Source organism: Streptomyces caelestis (assembly GCF_014205255.1).
Taxonomy (GTDB): Bacteria; Actinomycetota; Actinomycetes; order Streptomycetales; family Streptomycetaceae; genus Streptomyces; species Streptomyces caelestis.
The window spans coordinates 4,724,394-4,742,496 of the sequence record NZ_JACHNE010000001.1; the positions used below are offsets into that span (position 1 = coordinate 4,724,394).

The following is an 18,103-nucleotide window of genomic DNA, read 5'->3' on the forward strand; positions in this document are numbered from 1 at the left end:
GGGTGGGGAAGGGGCCGGGACCTGGAAGGCCCGGTCCCGGGGGGCGGGGGTGGCTCAGTCGGCGAAGATGGCGCCGAAGTTCGGATAGCCCCTCGTCGAGACGCCCGAGGTGCTGGGGGAGACGGTGCGCGAACCCGTGGCGGTGATCTTCGTGCCGCTGGACGGCAGGTACAGGACCGCGCCGTTGCCGTCGTTCTCGTACGAGCCGGCCAGCAGGTCGGCCCGGCCGTCGCCGGTGACGTCGTCGAGCTTGACGTCGGTGCCGAGGAAGTCGCCCTTCTCGTCCGAGCCGGGGACGCCCGCGGTGCTCTGCGCGAAGGACTGGGTGCCGGAGGAGGTGTTGATGCCCGAGGCCGAGCCGTACAGCACCACGAGCTGGCCGGCGTCCGCGACCGACCCGATGTCCTCGCCCGCGACGCCGACCACGAGGTCCTGGTAGCCGTCGCCGTTGACGTCGCCCGCGGTGAGGTTGAGCGGGCCGGACCCGTCACCCGACGCCTGGACCGGCGCCTTGACGCTGTACCGGCCCTTGACCGCGGTGCCGGAGGCGCTGATGCCGCCCTTGTAGACGTGGACGACGTTGGAGGTGGTGCCGACGGCCAGGTCCGCCTTGCCGTCGCCGTCGAAGTCGCCGGCGGCGAGGTTCCTGCCCCACCGGTCGTGCTGGGTGGGGGCCGCGTCCGCGATGGAGACGCCCTTGCCGGTGATGCCCTGCGCCGAGCCCCACAGGACCGCGACACCGCCGCCGTCCTTGTCGCTGCCGACGTCCTCCAGCGGGGAGGAGACGGCGAGGTCGTCGTAGCCGTCGCCGTTGAAGTCGGCGTAGGCGCTGTCGGCGCCGAACACGTCACCGCTCTCGGCCGTGCCCGGGGTGCCGGTGGTGTTCTGGCTGATCACGGACCGCTTTGCGGAGGACACCCCGGTCTTCGTGCCGTACAGGACGACGAGCTGACCGGCGTCCTGCTTCCCGCTCACGTACGCGCCGGACGCGGAGAACGCCACGTCGCCGATGCCGTCGTTGTCGAAGTCGGACTGCGGGGCCCGCGTCGGGTCCGCGGCCGTCGCCGTTCCGGCCGTGGCCGCGAGCAGCGTGCCGGTGAGGGCGGCCGCGGCGGCGGTCGCCAGGGCGAGGCGCAGGCGGGGGCGCCGGAACGGGTGCGCGTGCGGGTACGCGTGCGCGTGCGGGCGCCCGGAGGGGCGCTCGTGCTGATGCATGCGAGGTCTCCTGCTGCATGCGGGGATGCCTGGCGGACATCCACAGTCGATGGAGGGCCGGACTGTCCGTGTTCGCCGGGAGTTGTCCGGACGTTCACGGTGGTCGGCGATCAGGAGACCGGTGCGGGGGCGTAAGGGTTGTACGTGAGTTCGGTTAATTTCCGAGGCCGCTGGGAGGCAGGGTTCGAGCCACTCGGCGAGGTGGGGTTCGAGCCACTCGGCGAGGCCGGGGCCGAGTTCCCGCCGGCGGCCTTCCACGCGATCCGGAGCGCCTCGGCGACATGAGCGCTTGTGCCGGCTGGGGCCGGCCGGCCCCGGAGCACGGTCGTGCCCCGGACCGGTCGTGGTCCGGGGCACGAGGGGCCTGCACGGTTCTCAGCCGGGGCCTGGTTGCCGCCGGGTTTCGCCGGCGACCTGCTGCCCGGAGTCGCGTGCCTGCTCGGCTACCTGGCCGGCCTGGCCGCGGGCCTCCTCCTGTGTGGTGCGGGCGGCCTCCGCGGCGGTGTCCTTCACCTCCTGCGCCGCACCCTGGGCGACCTCCTTGGCCCCCTCCTTCAGGTTCTGCGCGGACTCCTGGGCGGCCTGCTTCACCGGTTCCAGCGCCTCGCCGCCGCGTTGCATCAGGTCGGTGGCCCTCTCCTGCTCCGCCTGGGAGACGGGCAGCATCGAGGCCGCCAGCAGGCCGACGCCGAAGGCGATCAGACCGGCGGCCAGCGGGTTGCCCTGGGTCCGGCGTATCGCCTGTTCCGGAGCCTGCCGTACGGCCTCACCGGCCTGACCGGCCGCCTCACGCGCGGTGTCGGCCGCCTGCTGGGTGCCCTCCTGCAGCGATCCGGCCATCGACTGCGCGCTGCCGGTCACGCCCTGGGCGGTCTGTGAGGCGGATCCCATGACCCGTTCCCGCAGGCCCGAGGCGGTGCCGCGCATCCTGCGAGTGCGGCGACGGGCAATACGCCGAGGGCTGGTCCGGTCCGCGAGCCGGTCCATGTCGGCGGACAAGCGGTCCCGCGTGGCGGTGATCTCGGCCCTCATCTGGTCGGGTGACGTGCCCATTGCGCATTCTCCTTCAGCGTCTCGACTGTCTGCTCGGGCTTGGGTGCCACGGTGCGCATCCGGGCACGGCCGAGTGCGTACAGCACCGCCGCGACCACGGCCCACACCGCGGTGACGATCAGGGCGGCCCAGCCTCCGTCCATCACGTTGGCCAGGCCCAGCACTGCGGCCAGTGACAGGAACAGCAGAACCATGTAGCCGGCGAACCCCGCGCCGCCGTACATGCCTGCCGCCTTGCCCGCTTTCGTCGCCTCCTGCTTGACCTCGGTCTTCGCCAGTTCGACCTCCTGCCGGAACAGGGTCTGGACGTCGGAGGTCACGGCGGACAGCAGCTCGCCCACCGAGGGGTCCCCACCCCGCGTCTCCACTTGGCGGGACTGGATCAAGGCCATCTCTCACACCTCCGGGTACGGACGCGCCGACGTTCCGCCCGGGGGCATGCCGACGGACGGCTGCATCTCCGGTGGGGGACCGGACGGCAGCGCCGTGGGCTGCCCCTCGGCCGGCACCTCAGACCGCTGTGTGCGCTCAGGGGCCCCGTCGGAACGCTCAGGGGACCCGTCGGACTTCCCCGCCGCCTTCACCAGCCGTCCGACGGCCAGCCCGGCCAGCAGCGCGCCGCCCAGGAACATGCCGGGGCGCCGGCGGGCGAAGTCCTGCACATCGGTGAGGGCGCCTTCGGCTCCCTGCTCGTCCAGATAGTCGGCCGCCCGGTGCCCGCCGTCGGCCGCCTGAGCCGCGAGGCCACGGGCAGGGGAGCCGCTCCGGGCGTTCTCCGCCAGCCCGGCCAGGTCGTCCGCCCACTGGCGCAGCGAGCCGGCCGCGCGCCTGGTCTGCTCCTCGACCTCGTGCATCGCACGGCCCCGCAGGTCCTGCGCGACCGCGCCGGCCTGCTGCCGGGCCTCGCCCGCCACGGCCTTGGCCTGGTCCACGGCGGTACCCGCGACCTCTCCGGCGGCCTGCCTGGCCTGATCGGTGGTGGCCGACGCCTCCGCTCTGGCCGTCTCCCCGGTCTGCCGCAACCTCGTCGTTCCGCCCTGCGCTGCGTCGCTCATCAGCCACTCCTCCTCACAAGATCACTTCACTTGTGGTCCGCTATGTACGCGAGTGACTATTTCGTTCCTGTTCACACACTTAAAGGGCGATTTATCGAGATTGATTGCTGGGCACCTCGGAAGCCGGCCGTGGGTCCGAAGCCATGGCCGTGGGCACTCCGCGGCGATGACGGCCCCCGCCTGGGAAGCTACTGATCATGACAATCCCGTTACCACCGCATCCCACCGGTCTCCCTTACCACCGCATGGGCCACAGCACAGGGCGACACCGCTGGTGGCGGCCGGTGCTCGGCACTCTGCTGGCTCTTGGTGTCTACGTCGTACTCGTCGTCTTGCTGATCGCCCTCTCCTACGGCTTCGGGGCAGCGGCCGGACTCCGTGAACTGCCGGAGGGTGGCCACGACTTCGGCCCGCTCGTCAACACGGCCCTCGACCTGACCTTCATCGCGGTCGCCCTGCCCTTGATGCTGCTGGCCGTGTGGTGGCCGGGGCGGCGCCCGCCCGGCACCCTGTCGTCGGTCGACGGACGGCTGCGGTGGCGCTGGCTGGTCCGGTGCCTGCTCGTCGCGGTGCTCCCCGTGGCCCTGCTGGCAGTGTCCGCCGTCTTCCTGCCCGACAGCGGAAGCGGCTCGGGGGAGTCCGTCGTATGGGTGGGCTGGCGATCGTTCCTCACCTCGCTGGTCGTGCTGGCCGTGTTCGTCCCGGTGCAGGCCGCGGCCGAGGAGTACGTCTTCCGGGGCTGGCTGACGCAGGCGGTCGGCGCCTTCGTCCGTTCTCCGTGGTTCGCGGTGATCCCGCAGGCCGTACTGTTCGCCGCCGCCCACGGCTGGGGCACCAGGTGGGGCTTCCTCGGCCTGCTGGTCTTCGGTCTGGTCTGCGGTGGGCTGACCATCCGTACCGGCGGCCTGGAGGCGGCCGTCGCTCTGCACGCCCTGAACAACCTGATGGCCTTCGGCGTAGCCGCCGCGATCGTCGACGGGCTGTCGTCCGATGAGACCGCTGCCGACTCACCCTGGCAACTCGCCCTCGTGGACATGGCAACGACCCTGCTCTACGCCGCACTCGTGCTGTGGCTCGCCCGGCGCCACCGGCCACAGCGATTCTCACCGCCGGTGTCCGAATCCGCCCCACCTCCATGGGATGTCAGGCCTCCGGCTGGGGCGAGATTCACGGATCCGGCTTGATCCTCACGTTGCGTGAGGCTGGAGAGTGGGGCGCATGAGCGACTACTACGACGCGTTCGAGATGAGTCCCGTGCCCGCTCCCGGCCCGGACGCGGTTCCGCCGGAGCCCTTCCGCGGCATCTATGGGATGCCCGCGTTCGTGACGATCCCCACGAGCGATCTGGCGGCGTCGGTGGACTTCTGGGTACGTGGGCTCGGGTTCATCGAGCTGTTCAGCATCCCCGGCAGCGTCGTGCATCTGCGCCGGTGGGCGTTCCAGGACGTCCTCCTCGTCCCGGCGGCGAGCGTTCCGGAGCAGGCGCCGGCGATGAGCGTGAGTTTCGCGTGCGTCCTCAGCCAGATCGACTCCCTTGCCGAGGCATGTCGTGCGTTGCGCCCGAACTCGGTCGACGGTCCACGGGACACTCCCTGGACCACCCGCGATGTGGAGGTGATCACCCCCGAGAACGCCCGGGTCGTCTTCACTGCGGCGAAGCCCTTCGACCCGGCCAGTCAGGAGGCGCGGAACCTTGCAGCCGTCGGGATCACCCCACCGGGTTTCGCTCGCGGCGACAATGAGGATCATGCCTGATGCCACTGGCGCCGATGGCCTGACGGCTGGTCAGGTCTCGGCGCGCATGGGCGTGACAGTCCGAGCGCTGCACCACTGGGACGGGACCGGCCGGCGCGACCGTCGCCGCGCACGGCTGCCGGATACCGGTTCTCACCGCTGGTGACCTGGAACGCCTGCACCGCATCGTCGTCTGCCGTGAACTCGGTCTCGGCCTGTTTGGCTCGACTGCGCTGCCGGCCTGGCCGAGTCCTTGCTGTTCCCGCGAGCGTGGGAACGCCACGCCTCCGGTTCTGGGCTGGCGACTGTCGAAGTACGCGGCCGGCCGTTGGAGCCTGTCATTGCCAGACGCGATGCAAGGAACCCCCTCCCCGGTCTTCAATTCCTGACTCTTCAGCATTCGGTATTTCTTCAGGTAACGCGATTCGAAAGCCTGGCCGTGATCACTGACTCGACCGCACTGCAGGCAGCAGTCCTGTCTGGCATTGGCCGTGGATGCGCCTACGGCTTAGGCCTGCTGTGTCTCAGGAAAGCCGACGCTGATGTCTTCCCGATACGGCACGCACCAGAGAGCTGCACTACGAACGCACCAGATCCCGGGCAGAGCGCACGAGTCGCCTTGCGTGACCGGTTTCAACACGAGTCTCCATCCATCAGGTCCGCTGAGGAAGCCTCGGCTCCAAAATGTCGATGGCCTCCGCCCAACGGAAGCGATCCGCGCCACCGCCTGCCTTGGGACGGTGAGGTTCGTAGGAGCCGACAAGGACTCCCATCTCACGCAGTTGTTCCAGACTCCGCTGGTAGGCGGGGTGCGCAGCCTGGGCGGCGTTCACGTAGGGGAGTGCGACTGTAGGGATGCCCATGCCGTATGCCTCGCACAGGATCCCCAGGGCGAGAGTGTCCGAGATGCCCGCAGCCCACTTGTTGATCGTGTTGAAGGTCGCCGGGGCGACCGCGATGACGTCGGCGGGTGGCAGCGGGCGGGTCTCGCCGGGCGTGCGCCAGGCGTAGCGGATCGGGTAGCCGGTCTGGGACTCGATCGCCTCTGCGTCCAGGAAGCCGAGGCCTTGAGGAGTGGCGATGACGCCTACGTCCCAGTTCCGTTCCTGCGCGTGAGTAATCAGTTTGCCGACATCGCCGGCGACTCCGGCCGCGCACACGACGACGTACAGGAAGGGCTTCTTGCCCTGCACGTTGGACTCGGTCACGCGGGGACTCCTAGTCGGTGGCTGAAGCGGTGCAGTTCCGGGAGGGTACGTCGGTGGTCACGGGCAGCCATGTCGGCTGCCAGGTGGCGGATGGCGGGGCGGCGTACGTCCTGAGCCGCACACGATTCCGCCATGCGCAGTGCCTGGTAACCATCGGCGAGGCGTCCCAGCTGGCTGTGGGCGCGAGCGGTCTCCACCCACAGGGCCGCCCGCCGTTCCGGTACGGGGATCGGGCGGTTTGTGAGGGGCCGGGCTGCCTGAAGAGCAAGTCCTGCATCTCCGAGAGCCACCAGTGCACTGACCTCGTGCAGGGCGACGTTGGTCTGGCAGAAGTTGGCCCATGCGTCGGGCTGGTTGAGTGTCACGTATCGAGCGACTTCTTTGGCCTCTGTGAGGAATTCCGCCGTAGAGGCACGGTCGCCGCCTCTGCTCGATGCGGTGACTCCGCGGAGCAGTAACAGCCCTACTGCGGCGAGGTATTTCGGTGAGCGCCGATCGTACGAGCCCGACAACTGGTCGGCAGTGTGACGGACGAGGGTGACGGCTTGAGCGGTGTGCTTCTCTCGGGCAAGGACGTGGGTTTGGACACGGACGCTGGAGGCCAGGACGACGGGGTCACCTGAGCGTTCGGCCTCGGCCATCGCTCGGCCGACAGCGAGCCAGGCGCTTCCTTGGTCGTGCTGTTTGAGTAGGAGGCTCGTAGCGGTCTGATAGGCCGTTGCGAGCAGACCGGACAGCGTTGGAGCGTCGATCTTGCCGTCGTCGGAGGCACACCGGAGGTCAGCGATCAATCCAGGCAGGACGCGCTCCAACGTGGCGTAGTCGCAGGTGTGGAACAGCCGACGGGTCGCACCTACCCGGTTCCGTAGGGAAGCGACGTCCGACGCAGCCCGGGGAACAGAGGCGGCCGCGAGAGTTGGTCCAGGCAGCAAAGCCTGGACGAGGGCATCGCGTATAGCGGCGGGCGAGGACGCTGCCCCCAGTGCCGTGATGCCGGCGGCGAGGAACGTACGGCGGTGCACCCCTTCCGGCTCGGCAACTGCGGTGGTACGGGAGGACGGCGCGGGAGCTAGCCCCAACTTGTGGGGCGGGATCCCCAGTTCCTGCGCCATGGCCCGGAGGACGCGCATGTCATCGGTGCCCCTGCCGCTCTCCAAACGGCTCACCTTGGACTGGTGGTAGCCGAGTGCGGCGGCGACGTTCTTCTGCGAGCGTCGCTGTAACACCCTCGCCTGACGGATCACTTCGCCGATCCGCCTTGGTGACTCGTGTGCTTCGGCCATCTGCCACGGACCCTTTCGCCGTCGCCGATCCTGCCTCTCCAAACGAGCGTAGATCAGGAGCGATTCCCCCTTATGCAGCTTCTGCATAGCCGATGCTGCCGCTGCGCCCAAGCCCGTCGTTCACCGTGGCCTGGTGGTTGCTTGAAGCGTCGCACTTGCCACAGGACCCCCGCGGCGGGTGGAGCCGTCCGGGGGCGTGGTCACCAGCTGAACCCGATGGAGCTGACGACATGAGTGACCTTATTCGCTGCCTCATTGCCTGGGTGGGGCTCATGGCCACACCGCCCGGCAGCCCTCACCGGAAGCCCAGCCTTTCGTTGCCTTCCTATGCCGTTCCGATGTCCCCTGTCCCCGCTTCTCTGCCCGCTCACCGCAGTCCATACGGCCCGGACGCCCGTATCGATGGCTCCTCCACGGTGGCCGTGCGTCCCTACCTCGTCGCTCACGAGCAGCGGCAACGGCATCATGAACCGGCTTGGCTCGCCCCGAGATCGCCAGCAGCAGGGCCTTACTGGCTCCACGGTGTGGAGGTGGCCTGATGGCAACGGAGGCCGATGCAGCTGAGCCCGAGAGCCCCCATCCACGCCGCAAGCTTCGTCTCTTGCCATGGACGGGCACAGAGGCCAAGCCGTGCTTCCTGATCACGGACGACGAGGGTGGACACGTGTCTCGCCTGGCCGACATCGCAGAAGAGGTCCAGCTCGAAATGGGCGCCCACCTTCTTGCCCATGCAGCCGACATGCTGACGAACGCCACCGAGGATCAACTGCGTTTCCTGGCCGAGCGCCTGACCGAAGCCCTTCGCGACTCGCTGCGCATCGCCGAGAGCCGGAAGGAGAGGCCATGCGGCATTCAGGAGCGGTCCCGCCGATGAGCGCCGCGGCCTCCGAACCGCCCTCGTCCCCCGAGTGCACCCTCGCCGCCCGCCCCGGCTACGAGGACCTGCACGCCCACTGCCGCCAGACCCGCGACCTGCCCCTACCCTTCGCCTTCGGCATCCTGCTCCAGCCACGCTGTGAATGCGCCTGTCACAGGTACGACAGCAAGAGTCCTTGCGGCCTGTAGGCGGCTGGAAGCGCCGACGCCCCCTGCCCGAAAAACCCGGGACAGGGGGCGTCAAAACAACCCGCAACAACCGCCTACTTGACCGGCTCCGGCTCCGGCGCACTCGCGGAGTCCGCCGTCCCCGCCGGCGGCTCGCCGCCGTCGTCGTCGCCCTCGCCCTCCGCAGGCACCGGCGTCTTGACGGAGTCCAGCAGCAGCTGAGCCACATCCACCACCTGGATGGACTCCTTCGCCTTGCCGTCGTTCTTCTTGCCGTTGACGGAGTCCGTGAGCATGACCAGGCAGAACGGGCACGCCGTCGACACGATGTCGGGGTTCACCGACAGCGCCTCGTCGACACGCTCGTTGTTGATGCGCTTGCCGATGCGCTCTTCCATCCACATCCGCGCGCCACCCGCACCACAGCAGAAGCCCCGCTCCTTGTGGCGGTGCATCTCCTCGTTGCGGATGCCGGGGACGCTGGCGATGATCTCGCGCGGGGGCGTGTAGATCTTGTTGTGGCGGCCCAGGTAGCAGGGGTCGTGGTAGGTGATGATGCCCTCGACCGGGGTGACCGGGATGAGCTTGCCCTCGTCCACCAGGTGCTGGAGCAGCTGCGTGTGGTGGATGACCTCGTAGTCGCCGCCGAGCTGCGGGTACTCGTTGCCGAGCGTGTTGAGGCAGTGCGGGCAGGTCGCGACGATCTTCTTCGAGGACTTCGGCTTCGCCGACTCGGGCGTCACCTTGCCCTCGTCGTCCATCTCCTCGCCGAACGCCATGTTGAGCGCCATGACGTTCTCCATGCCGAGTTCCTGGAACAGGGGCTCGTTGCCGAGCCGGCGCGCCGAGTCGCCCGTGCACTTCTCGTCGCCGCCCATGATGGCGAACCTGACGCCCGCGATGTGGAGGAGCTCCGCGAAGGCCTTCGTGGTCTTCTTCGCGCGGTCCTCCAGGGCGCCCGCGCAGCCGACCCAGTACAGGTACTCGACCTCGGACAGGTCCTCGATGTCCTTGCCGACGACCGGGACCTCGAAGTCGACCTCCTTGAGCCACTCCAGGCGCTGCTTCTTCGCCAGGCCCCAGGGGTTGCCCTTCTTCTCCAGGTTCTTGAGCATCGTGCCCGCCTCGGACGGGAACGCGGACTCGATCATCACCTGGTAGCGGCGCATGTCGACGATGTGGTCGACGTGCTCGATGTCCACCGGGCACTGCTCGACGCAGGCGCCGCAGGTGGTGCAGGACCACAGGACGTCCGGGTCGATGACGCCGTTGTCCTCCAGCGTGCCGACCAGGGGGCGCTCGGCCTCCGTCAGGGCAGCGGCGGGCACACCGGCCAGCTGCTCCTCGGACGCCTTCTCCTCGCCCTCCATCGTCTTGCCGCCGCCGGCCAGCAGGTACGGCGCCTTGGCGTGCGCGTGGTCGCGCAGCGACATGATCAGCAGCTTGGGGGAGAGGGGCTTGCCCGTGTTCCAGGCGGGGCACTGCGACTGGCAGCGGCCGCACTCGGTGCACGTGGAGAAGTCCAGCAGGCCCTTCCAGGAGAACTGCTCGACCTGGGAGACGCCGAAGACGTCGTCGTCGCCGGGGTCGGTGAAGTCGATCGGCTTGCCGCCGGAGGTCATGGGCTGGAGCGCGCCCAGCGCCGTCCCGCCCGTCGCCTCGCGCTTGAACCAGATGTTCGGGAAGGCCAGGAAGCGGTGCCAGGCGACACCCATGTTGGTGTTCAGGCTGACCGTGATCATCCAGATCATGGTCGTGCCCAGCTTGATCATCGCGAAGAAGTAGACGAGGTTCTGCAGCGCCGCCACGCTCAGGCCCTTGAAGGCCAGGACCAGCGGGTACGAGGCGAAGTACGCGGCCTCGTAGTGGTCCACGTGGTGCAGCGCGCCCTCCAGGCCCCGCAGGACGTAGATGGCCAGGCCGATCGTGAGGATGACGTACTCGACGAAGTACGCCTGGCCCATCTTCGAGCCGGTGAAGCGGGACTTGCGGCCCGGGCGCGACGGCAGGTTCAGCAGGCGGATGACCATCAGCGTGGCGATGCCGAGGGTCGTCATGGCCGCGATGAACTCGATGTAGAGCTCGTACGGGAGGAAGCCGCCGAGCACCGGCAGCGTCCAGTCGGCCTGGAACAGCTGGCCGTACGCGGTGATGATCGTCGGCGGCAGCGTCAGGAAGCCGATCGCCACGAACCAGTGGGCGATGCCGACGATGCCCCACCGGTTCATGCGCGTGTGGCCGAGGAACTCCTTCACCAGGGTCACGCTGCGCTGGTAGGGGTTGTCGGTCCGGGTACCGGCGGGCACGGGCTGGCCCAGCTTGAAGTACCGGACGAACTGGCCGATCGCGCGTGCGAGCAGCGCGACGCCGACCACGGTCAAGACCAGCGACACGATGATCGCGGCGAGTTGCATGGGGGCTCCTCGGGCCTGCGAGGGTTTGTCGGGGGAACCTGTCGTTATCGAGGGTTCCCCGAGATTACTAAGCGGTAACTTATGCAGTCCGTCTGAGACTACCCCTATCTTCCGCCGCACTGTAGCCGGGTGGGCAGTGATCTGAATCGCTGAGGGTTGCCTCAGGAACCGCCCGGATCCGGCTCGCGAATCGGACATGGATATCGAGGCGGATCTCGTCGTGGACCCCGTCGTGTTATTCGTACCGAATTGTCATGGTGACGCCTAACTTATATCCGTGCTCTACGGGATCGCTGCCGCCGCCACCGCCCTCCTCCTCACCGCCCTGCTCGGGGCCGCCCTCCGGATCCCCGCCCTGCGGCTGCGGCTGGTCGGGCGGCGGCGGCAGCGGGAGGTGCCGTTGTCCGGGGGTGTGGCCGTGGTGGTCGTCACCGGGTCGGTCGTGGGTGTCAAGGAGTGGGGTTCGGCCGGGAGCGGGATCGGCGGGCTGCTCGTCGCGGGCGGCGTCGTCGCCCTGCTCGGGCTCGTCGACGACGTGTGGCGGCTGCGGCGGCGGGTGCTGGCCGCCGGTACGGCCGTGGCGGCCGCGTGTGTCGTGCCGTACGGGGAGACGGGCGTGGGGACCGGGCTGCTCGCCGTCGGGTGGGCCGTGGGGGTGACCTTCGCCTTCCGGGGGCTCGACCACGCCGACGGGCTCGCGGGGACCGTCGGGGTGGTCACCGCCTTCGGGGTGGCGGCCTGCGCGGCGGTCGACGTGCTGGACGGGGTCGCCGTGCTGATGAGCGTGCTGGCCGCGGCACTGACCGGGTTCCTGCTGCACAACTGGCACCCCGCGCGGGTGGCGCTGGGGAGCTGCGGGTCCATGTCCGCGGGGTTCGTGATCGCCCTCGGCCTCGTGCACGTCCGGGCGGGGTTCGGGCTCGGGGAGAGCGCGGGGGTGCTCTTCGCGCTGACGGCCCTGGTGAGCGCCGACGCCGTACTCGTCGTGCTGGCGCGGCGGTTGGGCGGACGTCCCGTCGTCCGCAGTGGGCCCGACCACCTCGCGCACCGGCTGCGACGGCTCGGGCTGACCGTGCCGGGGGTCACCCTGCTGCTGGGCTTCGGGGCGTTCTCCGGTGTGCTCGTCGGGGTACTCGCGCACGCCGGCTGGGTCGGGGGCGACGCCCTGTGGTGGGTGGCGGGAGGGGCTCTCGTGGTCGGGTCGGTCCTCTCCCGTGTTCCTGTGTACGCCGATCGACGCACCGTATCTTCGCAGGTCAGAGCGTCATTGCGTGTAAGGAACGGATAAGACTTGAGTCCGGTCGACTCAGCTCCGTTGACCGGTGGGGAGTCGTCGTGCACACTTGAGTCCGTTCCACTCAAGTCAGCTGGAGGATCAACCATGGCACGTGCGGTCGGCATCGACCTGGGCACGACTAACTCCGTCGTCAGCGTTCTGGAGGGCGGCGAGCCCACCGTCATCACCAACGCCGAGGGCGCCAGGACCACGCCGTCCGTCGTCGCCTTCGCCAAGAACGGTGAGGTGCTCGTCGGAGAGGTGGCCAAGCGTCAGGCGGTCACCAACGTGGACCGGACCATTCGGTCGGTCAAGCGGCACATGGGCACCGACTGGAAGATCGAGCTGGACGGGAAGCCCTTCAACCCGCAGCAGATCAGCGCCTTCGTGCTGCAGAAGCTGAAGCGGGACGCCGAGTCCTACCTGGGCGAGAAGGTGACCGACGCGGTCATCACCGTCCCGGCGTACTTCAACGACTCCGAGCGCCAGGCCACGAAGGAGGCCGGCGAGATCGCCGGTCTGAACGTGCTGCGCATCGTCAACGAGCCCACCGCGGCCGCCCTGGCGTACGGCCTCGACAAGGACGACCAGACCATCCTGGTCTTCGACCTCGGTGGCGGTACGTTCGACGTCTCGCTGCTGGAGATCGGCGACGGTGTCGTCGAGGTGAAGGCCACCAACGGTGACAACCACCTCGGTGGTGACGACTGGGACCAGCGCGTCGTCGACTACCTGGTCCAGCAGTTCCAGTCCGGCCACGGCGTGGACCTGGGCAAGGACAAGATGGCCCTGCAGCGTCTGCGTGAGGCCGCCGAGAAGGCGAAGATCGAGCTGTCCTCGTCCACCGAGACCTCGATCAACCTGCCCTACATCACCGCCTCCGCCGAGGGCCCCCTGCACCTCGACGAGAAGCTCACCCGCGCCCAGTTCCAGCAGCTGACCGCGGACCTCCTGGAGCGCTGCAAGACGCCGTTCCACAACGTCATCAAGGACGCCGGCATCTCCATCAGCGAGATCGACCACGTCGTCCTGGTCGGCGGCTCGACCCGCATGCCCGCCGTCGCCGAGCTCGTCAAGGAGCTGACCGGCGGCAAGGACGCCAACAAGGGCGTCAACCCGGACGAGGTCGTCGCCATCGGCGCCGCCCTGCAGGCCGGTGTCCTCAAGGGTGAGGTCAAGGACGTCCTGCTCCTCGACGTCACCCCGCTGTCCCTCGGTATCGAGACCAAGGGCGGCATCATGACCAAGCTCATCGAGCGCAACACCACGATCCCGACCAAGCGGTCCGAGATCTTCACGACGGCCGAGGACAACCAGCCGTCCGTGCAGATCCAGGTCTACCAGGGCGAGCGCGAGATCGCGGCGTACAACAAGAAGCTCGGGATGTTCGAGCTGACCGGTCTGCCCCCGGCGCCGCGCGGCGTCCCGCAGATCGAGGTCTCCTTCGACATCGACGCCAACGGCATCATGCACGTGACCGCGAAGGACCTGGGCACGGGCAAGGAGCAGAAGATGACCGTCACCGGCGGCTCCTCGCTGCCGAAGGACGAGGTCGACCGCATGCGCCAGGAGGCCGAGCAGTACGCGGAGGAGGACCACAAGCGCCGCGAGGCCGCCGAGGCCCGCAACCAGGGCGAGCAGCTCGTCTACCAGACCGAGAAGTTCCTCAAGGACAACGAGGACAAGGTCCCCGGCGAGATCAAGACCGAGGTCGAGGAAGCCGTCGGTGAGCTGAAGGAGAAGCTCAAGGGCGAGGACACGGCCGAGATCCGCACCGCCACGGAGAAGGTCGCGGCCGTCTCGCAGAAGCTCGGCCAGGCCATGTACGCCGACGCGAACGCCGCGCAGGCCGCAGACGGCGCCTCCGCCGGAGCCGGTGCGGGTGCCGGTGCCGGTGCCGGTGACGCCAAGGCCGACGACGACGTGGTCGACGCCGAGATCGTGGACGACGAGCGGAAGGATGGTGCCGCGTGACGGAGGAGACCCCGGGCTTCGACGAGCAGCAGCCCGACGTCCCTTCCGGCGCCACCTCCGACGACGCCGAGCCGAAGGCCGCCGACTCCCCCTCGACGGAGGAGGGGGCGGCCCCGGCCGGGGACACGGGCCAGGACGTGGCCCTGGTGGCCCAGCTGGACCAGGCACGCACGGCGCTCAGCGAGCGCACGGCGGACCTCCAGCGCCTCCAGGCCGAGTTCCAGAACTACCGCCGCCGGGTCGAGCGTGACCGGATCGCGGTCAAGGAGATCGCCATCGCGAACCTCCTGACCGAGCTCCTGCCCGTGCTCGACGACATCGGCCGCGCGCGGGAACACGGCGAGCTGGTCGGCGGCTTCAAGTCCGTCGCCGAGTCGCTGGAGAGCACGGCGGCCAAGATGGGGCTGCAGCAGTTCGGCAAGGAGGGCGAGCCCTTCGACCCGACGATCCACGAAGCCCTGATGCACAGCTACGCACCGGACGTCACCGAGACGACGTGCGTGGCGATTCTGCAGCCCGGGTACCGGATCGGCGAGCGCACCATCCGCCCCGCGCGGGTGGCGGTGGCCGAGCCCCAGCCGGGGGCGCAGACGGTCAAGGCGGACGAGACCGCCGAAGCCGACGACAAGGAGAGCGGTGGCCCGGAAGAGGGCTGACGTCATAGCGGACGAAGGGAAGGAGGGGCGTCGAGGATGAGCACCAAGGACTTCATCGAGAAGGACTACTACAAGGTCCTCGGCGTCCCCAAGGACGCCACCGAGGCCGAGATCAAGAAGGCGTACCGGAAGCTCGCCCGCGAGTACCACCCGGACGCCAACAAGGGCAATAGCAAGGCGGAGGAGCGCTTCAAGGAGATCTCCGAGGCCAACGACATCCTCGGTGACCCCAAGAAGCGCAAGGAGTACGACGAGGCACGCGCCCTCTTCGGCAACGGCGGGTTCCGCCCCGGGCCCGGCGCGGGCGGCGGCTCCTTCAACTTCGACCTGGGCGACCTCTTCGGAGGCGCCCCGGGCGGCCAGGGGGCCGGCGGTTTCGGCGGTGGACTCGGTGACGTCTTCGGGGGCCTGTTCAACCGTGGCGGAGCGGGCGCGGGGACGCGCACGCATCCGCGACGCGGCCAGGACATCGAGTCCGAGGTCACGCTGAGCTTCACGGAGGCGATCGAGGGTGCGACCGTCCCGCTGCGGATGTCCTCGCAGTCGCCCTGCAAGGCCTGCTCGGGCACCGGCGACAAGAACGGCACACCGCGGGTGTGCCCGACCTGCGTCGGCACCGGGCAGGTCGCCCGGGGCAGCGGCGGTGGCTTCTCCCTCACCGACCCCTGCCCGGACTGCAAGGGCCGCGGCCTGATCGCGGAGAACGCCTGCGAGGTCTGCAAGGGCAGCGGCCGGGCCAAGTCCTCGCGGACCATGCAGGTGCGCATCCCCGCGGGCGTCAGCGACGGCCAGCGGATCCGGCTGCGCGGCAAGGGAGCGCCGGGCGAGCGCGGCGGCCCGGCGGGCGATCTGTACGTGGTCGTGCACGTCGACGCCCACCCGGTGTTCGGCCGCAAGGGCGACAACCTCACCGTCACCGTCCCGGTGACCTTCGCCGAGGCGGCCCTCGGCGGCGAGGTCCGGGTGCCGACGCTGGGCGGCCCGCCCGTCACGCTGAAGCTGCCGCCGGGTACGCCCAACGGCCGCACCATGCGCGCCCGGGGCAAGGGCGCGGTCCGCAAGGACGGCACCCGCGGCGACCTTCTGGTCACCGTGGAGGTGAGTGTTCCGAAGGACCTGACGGGGAAGGCTCGTGACGCACTCGAGGCGTATCGCGAGGCGACCGCGGGTGAGGATCCGCGGGCGGAGCTGTTCCAGGCCGCGAAGGGAGCATGAGTCAGATGGACGGTCGTCGACGCAACCCTTATGAACTGACCGAGGAGACCCCGGTCTACGTCATCTCGGTGGCGGCCCAGCTGTCCGGCCTGCATCCGCAGACCCTGCGCCAGTACGACCGTCTGGGCCTGGTGTCCCCCGACCGCACCGCCGGGCGGGGCCGGCGCTACTCGGCCCGCGACATCGAACAGCTCCGCCAGGTGCAGCAGTTGTCGCAGGACGAGGGCATCAACCTGGCGGGCATCAAGCGCATCATCGAACTGGAGAACCAGGTCGCCGCGCTCCAGGCCCGGGTCGCCGAGCTGGAGGACGCGCTCGACGGCGCGGCGGCGGCCATGCGCCAGCGCGAGGCGGCGGTGCACGCGTCGTACCGCCGCGACCTGGTGCCGTACCAGGAGGTCCAGCAGACCAGCGCGCTGGTGGTGTGGCGGCCGAAGCGGCAGCAGCAGTCGGACTGACGCGCGTACGCCTGTGAAGGGGCCGGGAGGAGACTCCCGGCCCCTTTCGTATGTCTTGGGCCGTCTTGGGCCGTTTTCGCGGGGTCTCCCGTGGATGACTGGACGGTGCATGGCACTTGGAGACGATTCCGCAGAGCCTTCACAACGCTCGCTGAGCGTGGTGTTGTCATCTCGTTAAGTGGTTCCGCTTGACGCTGGGGGCGCGTCCGCGTTGGCTTTTCAGTCACATGGGCCACAAAGCTGTGCCCACGTCCGAATCACACGTGAAGTGAGTTCCGCATGCGTCGTCGTATCTCCATATCCGTGGCCGCGGCCACGATGTCCGTCACGCTCGCCGGCTGCGGCGTGCTCAACGCGACCGGGAGCAGTGACGACGCGAGCCCGACCAAGGGCAACGACATCACGGTGGGTCTGCTGCTCCCGGAGAAGGCGAACACGCGGTACGAGAACTTCGACTACCCCATCATCAAGACGAAGATCGAGTCCCTCACCAACGACCAGGGCCGCGTCGAGTACGCCAACGCCGAGGCGAGCGCGGCCAAGCAGGCCGACCAGTTGCAGCAGATGATCGACGACCGGGTCGACGTGATCCTGCTCGACGCCGTCGACGCGCACGCCATCGCGAGCGGCGTGCAGAAGGCCAAGGACGCGGGCATCCCGGTCATCGCCTACGACCGGCTGGCCGAGGGCCCGATCGACGCGTACATCTCCTTCGACAACGAGCTGGTCGGCGAGGTCCAGGGGCGCACCCTGCTGGAGGCCATCGGTGAGAAGGCGAGCCTCTCCGACAAGATCGTCATGATGAACGGCTCGTCGACGGACCCGAACGCCAAGCAGTTCAAGGCCGGTGCGATGTCGGAGCTGAACGGCAAGGTGACGATCGCGGAGTCCTTCGACACCAAGGACTGGAAGCCGGAGAACGCGCAGGCCAACATGGCCGGGGCGATCGAGAAGATCGGCAAGGACAACATCGCCGCGGTGTACTCCGCCAACGACGGCATGGCCGGCGGCATCGTCAAGGCGCTGGAGGCCGCGGGCGTGACCGACCTGCCGCCGATCACCGGCCAGGACGCGGAGCTCCCGGCGGTGCAGCGGATCATCACCGGTGAGCAGTACATGAGCGTGTACAAGTCGTACCCGCAGGAGGCCGAGAACGCCGCGGAGATGGCCGTGGCGGTGGTCCAGGGCCGCGACATCCAGTTCGCCGCCCTCGCCCGCGACAAGGTCGACAGCCCCACGCACAAGGGCATCCCCGCCCATCTCGTGCCGGTGGTCGCCCTGACGAAGGCCAACATCAAGGACACGGTCGTCGCCGACGAGGTCTACAAGCTGTCGGACATCTGCACGGCGAAGTACAAGGCGGCTTGCGAGGCGATCGGCCTCAAGTAACCGAAGTAGCTGAAGCGGCCGCTCCGTTCGTCGTCTTCCGCTCCCCTGGAGTCCTCCGCCTCACCCCGGAGGGATCCGGCGAGGTCGGGTGGCATCCGGCGGGATCCGGTGGGATCCGGCGGGATTCCG

General features: G+C 69.1%; 17 protein-coding genes and 2 pseudogenes. 12 read left to right on the forward strand and 7 right to left on the reverse strand.

The genetic code is table 11. The features are described from left to right. Positions 1 to 54: 54 nt before the first annotated feature. The 4 genes from HDA41_RS21565 to HDA41_RS21580 all read right to left on the reverse strand — a co-directional run bounded on the left by HDA41_RS21565 (position 55) and on the right by HDA41_RS21580 (position 3,323). On the reverse strand, positions 55 to 1,215 hold the full coding sequence (locus tag HDA41_RS21565; protein ID WP_184986258.1) for an FG-GAP and VCBS repeat-containing protein: 1,161 nt from the start codon (positions 1,213 to 1,215) through the stop codon (positions 55 to 57). A 375-nt stretch (positions 1,216 to 1,590) separates the two neighbouring features. After that, positions 1,591 to 2,268, reverse strand: coding sequence for a DUF3618 domain-containing protein (locus HDA41_RS21570; RefSeq protein ID WP_184986260.1), 678 nt, complete (start codon positions 2,266 to 2,268; stop codon positions 1,591 to 1,593). Next, positions 2,244 to 2,660: a phage holin family protein gene (locus HDA41_RS21575; RefSeq protein ID WP_184986262.1), complete on the reverse strand. Its 417-nt coding sequence runs from the start codon at positions 2,658 to 2,660 to the stop codon at positions 2,244 to 2,246. Before HDA41_RS21575 ends, HDA41_RS21570 begins: the two co-directional genes overlap by 25 nt. A gap of 3 nt (positions 2,661 to 2,663) precedes the next feature. Continuing rightward, positions 2,664 to 3,323, reverse strand: a complete 660-nt coding sequence (locus HDA41_RS21580; protein ID WP_184986264.1) for an ATP synthase subunit B family protein — start codon at positions 3,321 to 3,323, stop codon at positions 2,664 to 2,666. A gap of 245 nt (positions 3,324 to 3,568) precedes the next feature. Between HDA41_RS21580 and HDA41_RS21585 the strand changes: the two genes are divergently transcribed. The 4 genes and pseudogenes from HDA41_RS21585 to HDA41_RS42750 form a co-directional block, all read left to right on the forward strand. Further along, positions 3,569 to 4,507, forward strand: a complete 939-nt coding sequence (locus tag HDA41_RS21585) for a CPBP family intramembrane glutamic endopeptidase (protein WP_184986266.1) — start codon at positions 3,569 to 3,571, stop codon at positions 4,505 to 4,507. 34 nt (positions 4,508 to 4,541) lie between these two features. After that, positions 4,542 to 5,078, forward strand: a complete 537-nt coding sequence (locus HDA41_RS21590) for a VOC family protein (RefSeq protein WP_184986268.1) — start codon at positions 4,542 to 4,544, stop codon at positions 5,076 to 5,078. Further along, positions 5,071 to 5,275, forward strand: a pseudogene (locus tag HDA41_RS41415) (MerR family transcriptional regulator); the annotation flags it as partial. The gene HDA41_RS21590 and the pseudogene HDA41_RS41415, both read left to right, overlap by 8 nt. 110 nt (positions 5,276 to 5,385) lie before the next feature. Further along, positions 5,386 to 5,574: pseudogene (locus HDA41_RS42750) on the forward strand (type I-E CRISPR-associated protein Cas6/Cse3/CasE); the annotation flags it as partial. Positions 5,575 to 5,710: 136 nt separating this feature from the next. Here the strand turns inward: HDA41_RS42750 and HDA41_RS21600 are convergent. Together HDA41_RS21600 and HDA41_RS21605 are read right to left on the reverse strand one after the other, a co-directional pair. Further along, the gene (locus HDA41_RS21600; protein ID WP_184986270.1) at positions 5,711 to 6,265 is read right to left on the reverse strand and encodes a flavoprotein; all 555 of its coding nucleotides are present in this window, start codon (positions 6,263 to 6,265) and stop codon (positions 5,711 to 5,713) included. After that, the gene (locus tag HDA41_RS21605) at positions 6,262 to 7,548 is read right to left on the reverse strand and encodes a helix-turn-helix domain-containing protein (RefSeq protein ID WP_184986272.1); all 1,287 of its coding nucleotides are present in this window, start codon (positions 7,546 to 7,548) and stop codon (positions 6,262 to 6,264) included. The genes HDA41_RS21600 and HDA41_RS21605 overlap by 4 nt, the downstream gene beginning before the upstream one ends. 538 nt (positions 7,549 to 8,086) lie before the next feature. Between HDA41_RS21605 and HDA41_RS21610 the strand changes: the two genes are divergently transcribed. Together HDA41_RS21610 and HDA41_RS21615 are read left to right on the forward strand one after the other, a co-directional pair. Continuing rightward, a complete protein-coding gene (locus HDA41_RS21610; RefSeq protein WP_184986274.1) occupies positions 8,087 to 8,422 on the forward strand; it encodes a hypothetical protein in 336 nt (111 codons plus the stop codon). Beyond that, positions 8,419 to 8,613 carry a hypothetical protein gene (locus tag HDA41_RS21615; protein WP_184986276.1) on the forward strand — a complete coding sequence of 65 codons (195 nt, stop codon included), beginning with the start codon at positions 8,419 to 8,421 and terminating at the stop codon, positions 8,611 to 8,613. The genes HDA41_RS21610 and HDA41_RS21615 overlap by 4 nt, the downstream gene beginning before the upstream one ends. Positions 8,614 to 8,687: 74 nt before the next feature. Here the strand turns inward: HDA41_RS21615 and HDA41_RS21620 are convergent, their stop codons facing one another. Then, positions 8,688 to 11,006: a (Fe-S)-binding protein gene (locus tag HDA41_RS21620; protein ID WP_184986278.1), complete on the reverse strand. Its 2,319-nt coding sequence runs from the start codon at positions 11,004 to 11,006 to the stop codon at positions 8,688 to 8,690. A 277-nt stretch (positions 11,007 to 11,283) separates the two neighbouring features. On the opposite strand from HDA41_RS21620, the gene HDA41_RS21625 reads away from it, so the two are divergent. The 6 genes from HDA41_RS21625 to HDA41_RS21650 all read left to right on the forward strand — a co-directional run bounded on the left by HDA41_RS21625 (position 11,284) and on the right by HDA41_RS21650 (position 17,974). Continuing rightward, the gene (locus HDA41_RS21625; protein ID WP_184986280.1) at positions 11,284 to 12,294 is read left to right on the forward strand and encodes an MraY family glycosyltransferase; all 1,011 of its coding nucleotides are present in this window, start codon (positions 11,284 to 11,286) and stop codon (positions 12,292 to 12,294) included. 93 nt (positions 12,295 to 12,387) lie between these two features. After that, complete coding sequence (dnaK, locus tag HDA41_RS21630) at positions 12,388 to 14,256, forward strand: molecular chaperone DnaK (protein WP_184986283.1); 1,869 nt, start codon at positions 12,388 to 12,390, stop codon at positions 14,254 to 14,256. Further along, complete coding sequence (gene grpE, locus HDA41_RS21635) at positions 14,253 to 14,912, forward strand: nucleotide exchange factor GrpE (RefSeq protein ID WP_059414007.1); 660 nt, start codon at positions 14,253 to 14,255, stop codon at positions 14,910 to 14,912. Before dnaK ends, grpE begins: the two co-directional genes overlap by 4 nt. Positions 14,913 to 14,948: 36 nt before the next feature. After that, complete coding sequence (dnaJ, locus tag HDA41_RS21640) at positions 14,949 to 16,127, forward strand: molecular chaperone DnaJ (protein WP_184986285.1); 1,179 nt, start codon at positions 14,949 to 14,951, stop codon at positions 16,125 to 16,127. A 5-nt stretch (positions 16,128 to 16,132) separates the two neighbouring features. Next, a complete protein-coding gene (locus HDA41_RS21645) occupies positions 16,133 to 16,585 on the forward strand; it encodes a heat shock protein transcriptional repressor HspR (protein ID WP_059414010.1) in 453 nt (150 codons plus the stop codon). A 279-nt stretch (positions 16,586 to 16,864) separates the two neighbouring features. Further along, a complete protein-coding gene (locus HDA41_RS21650) occupies positions 16,865 to 17,974 on the forward strand; it encodes a sugar ABC transporter substrate-binding protein (protein WP_184986287.1) in 1,110 nt (369 codons plus the stop codon). Positions 17,975 to 18,103: the final 129 nt, after the last annotated feature.

Bases quoted from the DNA above. Each gene is read 5' to 3' on its own strand.
- HDA41_RS21605 (WP_184986272.1), bottom strand. From the start codon at position 7,548: ATGGCCGAAGCACACGAGTCACCAAGGCGGATCGGCGAAGTGATCCGT.
- HDA41_RS21645 (WP_059414010.1), top strand. From the start codon at position 16,133: ATGGACGGTCGTCGACGCAACCCTTATGAACTGACCGAGGAGACCCCG.
- HDA41_RS21610 (WP_184986274.1), top strand. From the start codon at position 8,087: ATGGCAACGGAGGCCGATGCAGCTGAGCCCGAGAGCCCCCATCCACGC.
- HDA41_RS21590 (WP_184986268.1), top strand. From the start codon at position 4,542: ATGAGCGACTACTACGACGCGTTCGAGATGAGTCCCGTGCCCGCTCCC.
- HDA41_RS21570 (WP_184986260.1), bottom strand. From the start codon at position 2,268: ATGGGCACGTCACCCGACCAGATGAGGGCCGAGATCACCGCCACGCGG.
- HDA41_RS21615 (WP_184986276.1), top strand. From the start codon at position 8,419: ATGAGCGCCGCGGCCTCCGAACCGCCCTCGTCCCCCGAGTGCACCCTC.
- HDA41_RS21650 (WP_184986287.1), top strand. From the start codon at position 16,865: ATGCGTCGTCGTATCTCCATATCCGTGGCCGCGGCCACGATGTCCGTC.
- HDA41_RS21620 (WP_184986278.1), bottom strand. From the start codon at position 11,006: ATGCAACTCGCCGCGATCATCGTGTCGCTGGTCTTGACCGTGGTCGGC.
- dnaK (WP_184986283.1), top strand. From the start codon at position 12,388: ATGGCACGTGCGGTCGGCATCGACCTGGGCACGACTAACTCCGTCGTC.
- HDA41_RS21575 (WP_184986262.1), bottom strand. From the start codon at position 2,660: ATGGCCTTGATCCAGTCCCGCCAAGTGGAGACGCGGGGTGGGGACCCC.
- dnaJ (WP_184986285.1), top strand. From the start codon at position 14,949: ATGAGCACCAAGGACTTCATCGAGAAGGACTACTACAAGGTCCTCGGC.
- HDA41_RS21585 (WP_184986266.1), top strand. From the start codon at position 3,569: ATGGGCCACAGCACAGGGCGACACCGCTGGTGGCGGCCGGTGCTCGGC.
- HDA41_RS21565 (WP_184986258.1), bottom strand. From the start codon at position 1,215: ATGCATCAGCACGAGCGCCCCTCCGGGCGCCCGCACGCGCACGCGTAC.
- HDA41_RS21580 (WP_184986264.1), bottom strand. From the start codon at position 3,323: ATGAGCGACGCAGCGCAGGGCGGAACGACGAGGTTGCGGCAGACCGGG.